Here is a 12,536-nt window from a genome sequence, read left to right on the forward strand (position 1 = left end):
TCCGACAGCGCGCTGCCGGACCTGTGGATAACTCAACCAAAAGCCGAAAATACTACCTAAGCCGAGTCCTGCTACTGGACTACTGAACCGGGTCCGCGATGGCCTCGGACGTCAGCAGCCCCGCGTTGATCTCACGCAACGCGATCGACAGCGGCTTCTCGTGGACATGCGTGTCGACGAGCGGACCGACGTACTCGAGCAGACCCTCACCGAGCTGCGAGTAGTACGCGTTGATCTGACGGGCACGCTTGGCCGCGTAGATCACGAGGCTGTACTTGGAGTCCGTGGCCTCAAGCAACTCGTCGATCGGCGGGTTGATGATGCCCTCGGGCGCGGAGATGGAAGAGGACACGCTCTACCTTCCGATGGATGGGAAAGAAGGATGAAAAAGCACGGTGATCGTCACGATCACACGACATCCATCAAGGCTAGCAGCTCACGCGCCACATCCTCGACGGAGGTGTTCACCAGCGTCTCGTCGAACTCCGGCTCCGCCGCCAGCTCGATCTTCGCCGCGTCCAGCCGCCGCTCGATCACCTCGGGCGGCTCGGTGCCGCGCCCGGTGAGCCGGCGCACCAGCTCCTCCCAGGAGGGCGGCGCGAGGAAGACCAGCTGGGCCTCGGGCATGGACTCGCGGACCTGCCGGGCGCCCTGGAGATCGATCTCCAGCAGCACCGGCTCACCGCTCTCCAGCCGGTCGAGGACGGCCTGGCGCGGGGTGCCGTAGCGGTTGCCCGCGAACTCGGCCCACTCCAGGAGCTCACCGTTGGCGATCAGCTTGTCCATCTCGTCGTCGCCGACGAAGAAGTAGTGGACGCCGTGCCGTTCGCCGGGGCGGGGCTTGCGGGTCGTCGCCGACACCGAGAGCCAGACCTCGGGGTGTTCCTTGCGCATATGAGCGACGACCGTGCTCTTGCCGACCCCTGAGGGGCCGGAGAGCACGGTCAGCCGCGGACGTACGTCCGGGGGCTCGGGGGTCGTCCCCCGGGGTGTTGCAGCCATGGGGCGATTATTCCAGCAATCCCGGAGTGCCCGGGACGCCCTGCCCGGGCGCGCCCCGGATCAGGAGCCGGTGCTGCCGAACTCGCGCTCCAGGGAAGCGATCTGGTTGGAACCGAGACCGCGCACACGGCGGCTCTCGGAGATGCCCAGCCGCTCCATGATCTGCTTGGCGCGGACCTTGCCCACGCCCGGCAGGGACTCCAGCAGCGCGGAGACCTTCATCTTGCCGATGACGTCGTTCTCCTGGCCCTGCTTGATGACCTCGTGCAGGGAGGCGCCGGAGTGCTTGAGTCGATTCTTGACCTCGGCCCGCTCCCGGCGAGCCGCGGCGGCCTTTTCGAGCGCGGCTGCGCGCTGTTCGGGGGTAAGGGGCGGAAGAGCCACGCCTACGTCACCTCGGATGTCGAACTGTCGGATACGGACCGGTGAGGAACCTAGTCGCCCCACACCTGGCGAGCTACGAGCAACACACGCTTGCCCTTCACTCTCCGTCGGAGACTAGCGGCCAACTCCGCCTGAGTCAGCGAGAACAGCGGAAAAGTCCTGGTCAGCCTCTGTCGGACCGGACATTCCAGGCATAACTCCCCTGATTTGAGGGTGTATCCACCTCAGGACCGGCGAGAAGTCGCTAGTCAGCGGCCCCCACAGCGGCCCGGATCTCCGCCGCGAACCGCTCCGCGGCAGCCGCCAGCGCCTTCGCGTCGGGCCCGTGCCGCAGCACTCCCCGGCTCACGTTCGGCACCACCCGCGAGACGGCGGCCCCGAACACCCTCGGCAGATCCGCGGGCGTCGCCCCCTGCGCCCCCACCCCGGGCGCCAGCAGCGCGCCGCCCATGTCGAGGTCGTACGCCGACAGGTCGCCCAGCGTGGCCCCGACGACGGCGCCGAAGGACCCCAGGGGCTCCTCGCCGGCGTTCTCGGCGGCCAGGTGGGCCAGGACGGTCGCGCCGACGCTGCGGCCGTCCTCGCGGACCGCGTGCTGCACCTCGGCGCCCTCCGGGTTGGAGGTCAGCGCGAGCACGAACAGGCCGCAGCCGTTCTCCCGGGCGAGGGAGACGGCCGGGGCGAGCGAGCCGTAGCCGAGGTACGGGGAGACCGTCAGGGCGTCCGAGAACAGCGGGGAGCCCTCGCACAGGAACGCCTCCGCGTACGCGGCCATCGTCGAGCCGATGTCCCCGCGCTTGGCGTCCATCACGACCAGCGCCCCGGCCGCCCGCGCCTCCTCCACGGTCCGCTCCAGGACCGCGACCCCGCGCGAGCCGAACCGCTCGAAGAACGCGGCCTGCGGCTTGAGCACGGCGACCGTGCCGGCCACCGCCTCGACGACCGTGCGGCTGAACCGCTCCAGGCCCGCCACGTCGTCGCTGAGGCCCCACTGGGCGAGCAGCGAGGCGTGCGGGTCGATGCCCACGCACAGAGGGCCACGCTCGTCCATGGCCCGCCGCAGCCGTGCGCCGAAAGCGGGCCGCGCTTCCAGAGAAGTCCCCGGGGATGTCATGCCGTCTTCCTCACGTCGGCGCCGACCGCGTCGGCGAGGGTCGCGTACGGGCTCGTACGCAGGCGGGCCGCGAGCCCCTTGTGCAGGGCTCGGTTCCAGAAGGGGCCCTCGTAGACGAAGGCGCTGTAGCCCTGGACCAGGGTGGCGCCGGCCAGGATGCGCTGCCAGACGTCCTCGGCCGTCTCGACGCCGCCGACGCCGACCAGGGTGATGCGGTCGCCCACGCGCGCGTAGAGGCGCCGCAGCACCTCCAGGGAGCGTGCCTTCAGGGGCGCGCCGGAGAGGCCGCCGGTCTCCTTCGTCAAGGAGGCTTCGGAGAGCAGTCCCTCGCGCGCGATGGTCGTGTTCGTCGCGATGATCCCGTCGAGCCCGAGTTCCACCGCCAGGTCGGCGACGGCGTCGACGTCCTCGTCCGCGAGGTCCGGGGCGATCTTCACCAGCAGCGGCACCCGGCGCCCCGGGACGGCCCGGTCGGCGGCCTCGCGCACGGCCCCCAGGAGCGGGCGCAGGTGGTCGACGGCCTGGAGGTCGCGCAGCCCGGGGGTGTTGGGCGAGGAGACGTTGACGACCAGGTAGTCGGCGTACGGCGCGAGCCGTTCGGCGGACTTCACGTAGTCGGCGGCGGCCTCCTCCTCGGGGACGACCTTGGTCTTGCCGATGTTGACGCCGACGACCGTCCTGAAGACGGGCTCGCGGGACGCCAGGCGGGCGGCGACGGCCAGGGAGCCGTCGTTGTTGAAGCCCATGCGGTTGATCAGCGCCCGGTCGGCGACCAGCCTGAAGAGCCGCTTCTTGGGGTTGCCGGGCTGCGCCTCGCCCGTGACGGTGCCGATCTCGACGTGGTCGAAGCCCAGCATCGCCATGCCGTCGATCGCGACGGCGTTCTTGTCGAAGCCGGCGGCGAGCCCGAAGGGGCCGTGCATCCGCAGCCCGAACGCCTCGGTGCGCAGCTCCTTGTGGCGCGGCGCGAGCGCGGCGGCGGCGAAGGTGCGCAGCACCGGGACGCGGGCGGCCAGCCGGATCCAGCGGAAGGCCAGGTAATGGGCCTTCTCGGGGTCCATGCGCTGGAAGAACAGGCGGAAGAAAAGTCCGTACATCACATGTCCTCATGAGTGAGGGGGACACCGTCTCGCCGGTGTCCCCCTCGTCGCTGGCTGCTAGTCCCGGGCCGACGTCAGCCGCTCGGCGTGTTCCTGGAGGGACCGTACGCCGACGTCCCCGCGGCCGAGGGCGTCGATGCCCTGGACGGCTGCGGCGAGCGCCTGGACGGTCGTCAGGCAGGGCACGGAGCGGGCCACGGCCGCGGTGCGGATCTCGTAGCCGTCGAGCCGGCCGCCGGTGCCGTAGGGGGTGTTGACGATGAGGTCGACCTCGCCGTCGTGGATGAGCTGGACGATGGTCCGCTCGCCGTCCGGTCCGGTGCCCTCGGACTGCTTGCGCACGACCGTGGCGCTGATGCCGTTGCGCTTGAGGACCTCGGCGGTGCCGGAGGTGGCCAGCAGCTCGAAGCCGTGGGCGACCAGCTCGCGGGCCGGGAAGATCATCGTGCGCTTGTCGCGGTTGGCGACCGAGATGAACGCGCGGCCCTTGGTGGGCAGCGGTCCGTAGGCGCCGGCCTGGGACTTGGCGTACGCCGTGCCGAAGACGGAGTCGATGCCCATGACCTCGCCGGTGGAGCGCATCTCCGGGCCGAGGACGGTGTCGACGCCCCGGCCGTGGATGTCGCGGAAGCGCGACCACGGCATGACGGCCTCCTTGACGGAGATCGGCGCGTCCATGGGCAGCTCGCCGCCGTCCCCGCGCGCGGGCAGCAGGCCCTCCGCGCGGAGCTCGGCGACGGTCGCGCCCAGGGAGATCCGGGCGGCGGCCTTGGCCAGCGGGACGGCGGTCGCCTTGGAGGTGAAGGGGACCGTCCGCGACGCGCGCGGGTTGGCCTCCAGGACGTACAGGATGTCGCCGGCCATCGCGAACTGGATGTTGATCAGACCGCGGACGCCGACCCCGCGCGCGATGGCCTCCGTGGAGGTCCGCAGCCGCTTGATGTCGTGCCCGCCCAGCGTGATCGGGGGCAGGGCGCACGCCGAGTCGCCGGAGTGGATGCCGGCCTCCTCGATGTGCTCCATGACGCCGCCCAGGTACAGCTCCTCGCCGTCGTACAGGGCGTCGACGTCGATCTCGATCGCGTCGTCCAGGAAGCGGTCCACGAGGACCGGACGCGAGGGGCTGATCTCGGTCGACTCGGCGATGTAGGTCTCCAGCCGGGCCTCGTCGTAGACGATCTCCATGCCGCGTCCGCCGAGGACGTAGGAGGGGCGGACCAGGACCGGGTAGCCGATCTCGTCGGCGATGGCCTTGGCGCCCGCGAAGGTCGTCGCCGTGCCGTGCTTGGGGGCCGGCAGGCCCGCCTCGGCGAGGACCTGCCCGAAGGCGCCCCGGTCCTCGGCCGCGTGGATGGCCTCCGGGGGCGTGCCGACGATCGGTACGCCGTTGTCCTTGAGCGCCTGCGCGAGCCCCAGCGGGGTCTGCCCGCCGAGCTGGACGACGACGCCCGCGACCGGTCCGGCCTGCTGCTCGGCGTGGACGATCTCCAGGACGTCCTCCAGGGTGAGCGGCTCGAAGTAGAGCCGGTCGGAGGTGTCGTAGTCGGTGGAGACGGTCTCGGGGTTGCAGTTGACCATCACGGTCTCGTACCCGGCGTCGCTCAGCGCGAAGGAGGCGTGGACGCAGGAGTAGTCGAACTCGATGCCCTGGCCGATGCGGTTGGGCCCGGAGCCCAGGATGATGACGGCGGGCTTCTCGCGCGGGGCGACCTCGCTCTCCTCGTCGTAGGACGAGTAGAAGTACGGGGTCCTCGCGGCGAACTCGGCGGCGCAGGTGTCGACCGTCTTGTAGACCGGGCGGACCCCGAGGGCGTGGCGCACCTCGCGGACGACGTCCTCGCGCAGGCCGCGGATCTCGGCGATCTGCTGGTCGGAGAAGCCGTGCCGCTTGGCCTCGGCGAGCAGGTCGGCGTCGAGCCGCTCGGCGGCGGCCAGTCCGTCGGCGGTCTCCTTGATCAGGAAGAGCTGGTCGACGAACCAGGGGTCGATCTTCGTGTACGCGAAGATCTCCTCCGGGGTGGCACCCGCGCGGATGGCCTCCATGACGGTGTTGATACGACCGTCGGTAGGTCGTACGGAAGCCTCCAGGAGCTCGGTCTTGTCGCCCACCGGGCCGGTGAAGGCGAACTGCGAGCCCTTCTTCTCCAGCGAGCGCAGCGCCTTCTGGAAGGCCTCGGTGAAGTTGCGGCCGATGGCCATGGCCTCGCCGACCGACTTCATGGTGGTCGTGAGGGTGGAGTCGGCCTGCGGGAACTTCTCGAAGGCGAACCGGGGGGCCTTGACGACGACGTAGTCGAGCGTCGGCTCGAAGGAGGCCGGGGTCTCCTGGGTGATGTCGTTGGGGATCTCGTCCAGCGTGTAGCCGACGGCCAGCTTGGCGGCGATCTTGGCGATCGGGAAGCCGGTCGCCTTGGAGGCGAGCGCGGAGGAGCGGGACACGCGCGGGTTCATCTCGATGACGATGACCCGGCCGTCCTCGGGGTTGACGGCGAACTGGATGTTGCAGCCGCCCGTGTCGACCCCGACCTCGCGGATCACGGCGATGCCGATGTCGCGCAGGATCTGGTACTCGCGGTCGGTGAGCGTCATCGAGGGGGCGACGGTGATGGAGTCGCCGGTGTGCACGCCCATGGGGTCGAAGTTCTCGATGGAGCAGACGACCACGACGTTGTCGTGCTTGTCGCGCATCAGCTCCAGCTCGTACTCCTTCCAGCCGAGGATGGACTCCTCCAGGAGGACCTCGGTGGTCGGCGAGAGCGTGAGGCCCTGCCCTGCGATGCGGCGCAGCTCCTCCTCGTCGTGCGCGAACCCGGACCCGGCGCCGCCCATGGTGAACGAGGGCCGCACGACGACCGGGTAGCCGCCGAGGGTGTCGACTCCGGCGAGGACGTCGTCCATGGAGTGGCAGATGACCGAGCGGGCCGACTCGCCGTGGCCGATCTTGGCGCGGACGGCCTCGACGACCTCCTTGAACAGCTCGCGGTCCTCGCCCTTGTTGATGGCCTCGACGTTGGCGCCGATCAGCTCGACGCCGTACTTGTCGAGGGTGCCGTTCTCGGCGAGGGAGATCGCGGTGTTGAGGGCCGTCTGGCCGCCCAGGGTGGGCAGGAGGGCGTCGGGGCGCTCCTTGGCGATGATCTTCTCGACGAAGCCGGGGGTGATCGGCTCGACGTAGGTGGCGTCGGCGATCTCCGGGTCGGTCATGATCGTCGCCGGGTTGGAGTTGACCAGGATGACCCGCAGGCCCTCGGCGCGCAGGACGCGGCAGGCCTGGGTGCCGGAGTAGTCGAACTCGGCGGCCTGGCCGATGACGATCGGGCCGGAGCCGATGACCAGGACGGACTGGATATCGGTGCGCTTAGGCACGCTGGCCCTCCAACAGGACTGTGCTCATCAAAGACGTGAAGCGGTCGAACAGGTAGGCGGCGTCGTGCGGCCCTGCCGCCGCTTCGGGGTGGTACTGGACGGAGAACGCGGGCTGGTCGAGCAGCCGGAGCCCTTCGACCACGTCGTCGTTGAGGCAGACGTGGGAGACCTCGGCGCGGCCGAACGGGGTCTCGCTGACCTTGTCCAGCGGGGCGTCGACGGCGAAGCCGTGGTTGTGCGCGGTGACCTCGACCTTGCCGGTCGTACGGTCCTGCACGGGCTGGTTGATGCCCCGGTGGCCGTACTTCAGCTTGTAGGTGCCGAAGCCGAGGGCGCGGCCGAGGATCTGGTTGCCGAAGCAGATGCCGAACAGCGGGGTCTTCCGCTTCAGGACCGCCGTCATGAGCGCGACGGGGCCGTCGGCGGTCGCCGGGTCGCCGGGGCCGTTGGAGAAGAACACGCCGTCCGGGTCGACCGCGTACACGTCGGCCTCGGTGGCCGTCGCGGGCAGGACGTGCACCTCGATGCCGCGTTCGGCCATGCGGTGCGGGGTCATGCCCTTGATGCCGAGGTCGATCGCGGCGACCGTGAAGCGCTTCGCGCCGATCGCGGGGACGACGTACGCCTCCTTGGTGGCGACCTCCTCGTACAGGGAGGCGCCCTTCATCGGGGGCTGGGCCTGGACGCGGGCGAGGAGTTCGTCGTCCGGGGCGATTCGCTCGCCGGAGAAGATGCCCGCGCGCATGGAGCCGCGCTCGCGCAGGTGACGGGTGAGGGCGCGGGTGTCGACGCCATGGATGCCGACGACGTCCTGCGCCACCAGTTCAGCGTCCAGCGAACGCTTGGCGCGCCAGTTGGAGGGCACGCGCGCGGGGTCGCGCACGACGTAGCCGGAGACCCAGATGCGGCCCGACTCGTCGTCCTCGTCGTTCCAGCCCGTGTTGCCGATCTGCGGGGCGGTCGCGACCACGATCTGGCGGTCGTACGACGGGTCGGTCAGGGTCTCCTGGTAGCCGGTCATACCGGTGGAGAACACCGCTTCGCCGAAGGTCTCCCCCACGGCCCCGTAGGCACGGCCGCGGAAGACCCGGCCGTCCTCCAGGACGAGTACGGCGGGAGACGCCTTGTGCCTCTGCGAGGCGCTTCCCTGGATGGAGGTCGTCATCGTTCGGCGCCTTCCGTGCGATTGTTCTTGATCATGGAGTTGAGGGTGTCGACCCAGGCGGTGTGCTCGGCCGCGTGGTCCGAGCGGAACCCTGAGTCGAGCAGTTTGCCGCCGTGCTCCCAGGTCACCACCAGCAGCCCGCCCTCGGTGAGGACCTTGCCGGCGATGCCCTTGCCCAGCAGCGCCTCGCGCAGCGCGCCGGCCGGGATGAAGAACCCGGCCGCGCCCGGCCGTACGACGTCCAGGCCGGCGTCCGTCAGGGTCAGCTCGGCGCGGCTGCGGGTGCCCAGGCCGTGGGCGACGATCCGGTCGAGCCACTGCCCGGCCGTCGTGGAGCCGTGGTAGCGGCCGGACATCGTCAGTTTCGCCTCGCCGGGCTCTTCCGGCATTCCAGGCGGTGGCGGCTTGCCGCCTCCGTTGAGGGTGGTGGTGGGAGACGGGCGGGCGGGCAGCTCGGGGAGGTCGCTCTGGAGGGTGGCGCGCCACTTCCAGCCCTCGCGCATCAGCCAGTAGAGCAGCGCGACGAAGAGGGCGAGTCCGACGACCCAGCCGACGCGTGCGGCCCAGTCGGTCACCGGCGCCGATTCCCGGCCGGCAGCGATCAGTAGTGTCACGTGAGCTTCCCGTCGACGAGCGTGGCCTTCCCCCGCAGCCAGGTGTGGGTCACACGGCCCGGCAGCGCACGCCCCTCGTACGGGGTGTTCCGGCTGCGCGAGGCGAAGCCCGCGGGGTTGACCGGGCCACGGTATGCCGTGTCGACGAGCGTGAGGTTGGCGGGCTCACCTGCCGAGACAGGGCGGCCGTGCCCCTTCGCCCGCCCGATCTCGGCCGGCTTGGACGACATGCGCTCGGCGACCCCGGCCCAGTCCAGCAGGCCCGTCTCGACCATGGTCTCCTGCACCACTGACAACGCGGTCTCCAGGCCGACCATGCCCATGGCGGCGGCGGCCCACTCGCAGTCCTTGTCCTCGTGCGGGTGCGGCGCGTGGTCGGTGGCGACGATGTCGATCGTGCCGTCCGCGAGCGCCGCCCGCAGCGCGAGCACATCCCGCTCGGTGCGCAGCGGCGGGTTGACCTTGTAGACCGGGTCGTAGGAGCGCACCAGCTCGTCGGTGAGCAGCAGGTGGTGCGGGGTGACCTCGGCGGTGACGTCGATGCCGCGGGACTTGGCCCAGCGGACGATCTCGACGGAGCCGGCGGTCGAGAGGTGGCAGATGTGGACGCGGGAGCCGACGTGCTCGGCGAGCAGGACGTCCCGGGCGATGACCGACTCCTCGGCCACCGCGGGCCAGCCGGCGAGCCCGAGTTCGGCGGAGACGACGCCCTCGTTCATCTGGGCGCCCTCGGTCAGCCGGGGCTCCTGCGCGTGCTGGGCGACGACCCCGCCGAACGCCTTCACGTACTCCAGGGCGCGCCGCATGATCACGGCGTCGTCGACGCACTTGCCGTCGTCGGAGAAGACGGTGACCCCGGCGGCCGACTCGTGCATGGCCCCCAGCTCGGCGAGCTTGCGCCCCTCCAGGCCGACGGTGACGGCCCCGATGGGCTGCACGTCGCAGTAGCCGTGCTCCTGGCCGAGCCGGTAGACCTGCTCGACGACGCCTGCGGTGTCGGCGACGGGGAAGGTGTTGGCCATGGCGAAGACGGCCGTGTAGCCGCCGGAGGCCGCCGCGCGGGTGCCGGTCAGGACGGTCTCGGAGTCCTCGCGGCCGGGCTCACGCAGGTGGGTGTGGAGGTCGACGAGGCCCGGGAGGAGGACCTTGCCGTCGGCCTCGACGACTTCGGCGCCGTCGGCGGACAGGTCCGCGCCGACGGCGGCGATGGTCTCGCCGTCGATCAGGACGTCCTGCGGCGCGCCGCCGAGCACCTTCGCACCACGGATCAGGATCTTGCTCATCGTGTCTTACTTCTCCTCGGTGGTGCGGGCGTGGCTGACGGCGGGCTCGTTGCCGCCCAGGAGCAGGTACAGGACGGCCATCCGGATGGAGACGCCGTTGGCGACCTGCTCGACGACCGTGCAGCGGTCGGAGTCGGCGACCTCGGCGGTGATCTCCATGCCGCGGACCATCGGGCCGGGGTGCATGACGATCGCGTGCTCCGGCATCCGCGCCATCCGCGGCCCGTCGAGCCCGTAGCGCCGCGAGTACTCGCGCTCGGTCGGGAAGAACGCCGCGTTCATCCGCTCCCGCTGGACCCGCAGCATCATCACGGCGTCCGACTTGGGCAGGACGGCGTCGAGGTCGTAGGACACCTCGCACGGCCAGCTCTCCACGCCGACCGGGACCAGGGTGGGCGGGGCGACGAGGGTGACGTGGGCGCCCAGGGTGTGCAGCAGGTCCACGTTGGAGCGGGCGACGCGGCTGTGCAGGACGTCCCCGACGAGGGTGATCCGCTTGCCGTCGAGGTCCCGCCCGAGCCCGGCGTCGCGCCCGATGAGCCGGCGGCGCATCGTGAAGGCGTCCAGGAGGGCCTGGGTGGGGTGCTGGTGGGTGCCGTCGCCGGCGTTGATGACGGCCGCGTCGATCCACCCGGAGGTGGCGAGCCGGTAGGGCGCCCCGGACGCCCCGTGCCGGATGACGACGGCGTCGACGCCCATGGCCTCCAGGGTCTGCGCGGTGTCTTTCAGGGACTCGCCCTTGGAGACCGAGGAGCCCTTGGCGGTGAAGTTGATGACGTCCGCCGAGAGCCGCTTCTCGGCGGCCTCGAAGGAGATGCGGGTACGGGTGGAGTCCTCGAAGAAGAGGTTCACGACCGTACGGCCGCGCAGGGTGGGGAGTTTCTTGATGGGCCGGTCGGCGACCCGGGCCATCTCCTCCGCGGTGTCGAGGATGAGGACGGCGTCGTCGCGGGTGAGGTCGGCGGCCGAGATGAGATGACGCTGCATCTGTCAGGCTCCGTAAGGGAATTCTGGGATCACGGGGGTCTGGGGGTGTCCCCCAGAAGGCACGGCAGGGCGCGTGAGAGCGCACCCGCGCGGTGGCGGGGGCCCTCGGGTGCGCTACTGGGCCGGCTTCACACCGAGCAGGACGGTGTCACGGCCGTCCTCCTCGGCGAGCAGGACCTTGACCGTCTCCCGCAGCGACGTGGGGAGGTTCTTGCCGACGTAGTCGGCGCGGATGGGCAGTTCGCGGTGGCCCCGGTCGACGAGGACGGCGAGCTGGACCGCGCGCGGGCGCCCGAGGTCGTTCAGGGCGTCGAGGGCGGCGCGGATCGTGCGGCCGGAGAAGAGCACGTCGTCGACGAGGACGACGAGTCTGCCGTCGAGGCCGTCACCGGGGATGTCGGTGCGGGCCAGCGCGCGCGGGGGGTGCATGCGCAGGTCGTCGCGGTACATCGTGATGTCCAGCGAACCGACCGGGGTCGGGCGCGCGGTGATCTCTTCGAGCTTGGCGGCGAGCCGGCGGGCCAGGAAGACGCCGCGGGTCGGGATGCCGAGCAGCACCACGTCGTCGGCGCCCTTGGCGCGTTCGACGATCTCGTGGGCGATGCGGGTCAGGACCCGCTCGATGTCGGGGCCCTCGAGCACGGGCCGCGCATCGGACGCTTGGGTGTCCATACGGGAAGGACCTCCTTCTCCGCCTCACGGGACGGACCTTAAAGGACGTCGGGTTTGCGCCAACCAAGGTAGCAGCACCTCGCGGGGGCCCGGTTCACCCCCCTGGCGTAATCAGCCATCGATACCACGGAAGGGTCGGTGTGGACCATTCGGCTTGACGCAGGAGAATCACGCTGCGTAACCTCACAATGAGTTACCAGCCGAGCGGAACGGCAACACAGCCGTCCGCGTCGACACAGCGCCGGGAGCTATATGTCCAGCGAATACGCCAAACAACTCGGGGCCAAGCTCCGCGCGATCCGCACCCAGCAGGGCCTTTCCCTCCACGGGGTCGAGGAGAAGTCCCAGGGCCGCTGGAAGGCGGTCGTCGTCGGATCGTACGAGCGCGGGGACCGCGCCGTCACCGTGCAGCGCCTCGCCGAGCTGGCGGACTTCTACGGCGTCCCGGTGCAGGAGCTGCTGCCCGGCACGACGCCCGGTGGCGCCGCCGAGCCGCCGCCCAAACTGGTCCTGGACCTGGAGCGGCTCGCCCATGTCCCGGTCGAGAAGGCGGGTCCCCTCCAGCGCTACGCGGCGACGATCCAGTCCCAGCGCGGCGACTACAACGGCAAGGTGCTGTCGATCCGCCAGGACGATCTGCGCACCCTGGCCGTGATCTACGACCAGTCCCCCTCGGTCCTCACCGAGCAGCTGATCAGCTGGGGCGTCCTCGACGCGGACGCGCGCCGCGCGGTCGCCCACGAGGAGAGCTGAGCGCGGAGGTTCCCTAGGGGGCCTTACGCAGAAACGTGGGGGGGGGGGGGGGGAAGGGGGGGGGGGGGGTTTGTTGCACCACACGGGACGGGTTTT

General features: G+C 70.7%; 12 protein-coding genes. 1 reads left to right on the plus strand and 11 read right to left on the minus strand.

Going from position 1 to position 12,536, the window contains the following annotated elements; all coding sequences use genetic code 11:
• Positions 1 to 79: 79 nt before the first annotated feature.
• From rpoZ to pyrR, 11 genes are all read right to left on the minus strand, one after another.
• Positions 80 to 352 carry a DNA-directed RNA polymerase subunit omega gene (gene rpoZ, locus ACYUD3_RS28955; RefSeq protein ID WP_470975969.1) on the minus strand — a complete coding sequence of 91 codons (273 nt, stop codon included), beginning with the start codon at positions 350 to 352 and terminating at the stop codon, positions 80 to 82.
• Between the two features lie 56 nt (positions 353 to 408).
• Positions 409 to 1,002 carry a guanylate kinase gene (gmk, locus tag ACYUD3_RS28960; protein ID WP_470975971.1) on the minus strand — a complete coding sequence of 198 codons (594 nt, stop codon included), beginning with the start codon at positions 1,000 to 1,002 and terminating at the stop codon, positions 409 to 411.
• A gap of 60 nt (positions 1,003 to 1,062) precedes the next feature.
• On the minus strand, positions 1,063 to 1,386 hold the full coding sequence (locus tag ACYUD3_RS28965; RefSeq protein ID WP_003977346.1) for an integration host factor: 324 nt from the start codon (positions 1,384 to 1,386) through the stop codon (positions 1,063 to 1,065).
• Between the two features lie 244 nt (positions 1,387 to 1,630).
• Complete coding sequence (gene pyrF / locus ACYUD3_RS28970) at positions 1,631 to 2,500, minus strand: orotidine-5'-phosphate decarboxylase (protein WP_470975974.1); 870 nt, start codon at positions 2,498 to 2,500, stop codon at positions 1,631 to 1,633.
• Positions 2,497 to 3,597: a quinone-dependent dihydroorotate dehydrogenase gene (locus ACYUD3_RS28975; RefSeq protein ID WP_470975977.1), complete on the minus strand. Its 1,101-nt coding sequence runs from the start codon at positions 3,595 to 3,597 to the stop codon at positions 2,497 to 2,499. The genes pyrF and ACYUD3_RS28975 overlap by 4 nt, the downstream gene beginning before the upstream one ends.
• Before the next feature lie 60 nt (positions 3,598 to 3,657).
• Positions 3,658 to 6,966 (minus strand): carbamoyl-phosphate synthase large subunit, encoded by a 3,309-nt coding sequence (gene carB, locus ACYUD3_RS28980; protein WP_470975979.1) that lies wholly within the window; start codon positions 6,964 to 6,966, stop codon positions 3,658 to 3,660.
• Positions 6,959 to 8,131, minus strand: coding sequence for a glutamine-hydrolyzing carbamoyl-phosphate synthase small subunit (gene carA / locus ACYUD3_RS28985; RefSeq protein WP_470975982.1), 1,173 nt, complete (start codon positions 8,129 to 8,131; stop codon positions 6,959 to 6,961). Before carA ends, carB begins: the two co-directional genes overlap by 8 nt.
• Positions 8,128 to 8,745 (minus strand): PH-like domain-containing protein, encoded by a 618-nt coding sequence (locus tag ACYUD3_RS28990; RefSeq protein WP_470975985.1) that lies wholly within the window; start codon positions 8,743 to 8,745, stop codon positions 8,128 to 8,130. Before ACYUD3_RS28990 ends, carA begins: the two co-directional genes overlap by 4 nt.
• The gene (locus ACYUD3_RS28995) at positions 8,742 to 10,028 is read right to left on the minus strand and encodes a dihydroorotase (RefSeq protein ID WP_470975988.1); all 1,287 of its coding nucleotides are present in this window, start codon (positions 10,026 to 10,028) and stop codon (positions 8,742 to 8,744) included. Before ACYUD3_RS28995 ends, ACYUD3_RS28990 begins: the two co-directional genes overlap by 4 nt.
• A gap of 6 nt (positions 10,029 to 10,034) precedes the next feature.
• Complete coding sequence (locus ACYUD3_RS29000; protein ID WP_470975991.1) at positions 10,035 to 11,015, minus strand: aspartate carbamoyltransferase catalytic subunit; 981 nt, start codon at positions 11,013 to 11,015, stop codon at positions 10,035 to 10,037.
• A gap of 114 nt (positions 11,016 to 11,129) precedes the next feature.
• Positions 11,130 to 11,687, minus strand: a complete 558-nt coding sequence (pyrR, locus tag ACYUD3_RS29005; protein ID WP_470975994.1) for a bifunctional pyr operon transcriptional regulator/uracil phosphoribosyltransferase PyrR — start codon at positions 11,685 to 11,687, stop codon at positions 11,130 to 11,132.
• A 252-nt stretch (positions 11,688 to 11,939) separates the two neighbouring features.
• On the opposite strand from pyrR, the gene bldD reads away from it, so the two are divergent.
• Complete coding sequence (gene bldD / locus ACYUD3_RS29010) at positions 11,940 to 12,440, plus strand: transcriptional regulator BldD (RefSeq protein WP_110626898.1); 501 nt, start codon at positions 11,940 to 11,942, stop codon at positions 12,438 to 12,440.
• Positions 12,441 to 12,536 lie beyond the last annotated feature (96 nt).

This window comes from Streptomyces sp. AMJ-169 (assembly GCF_055597585.1).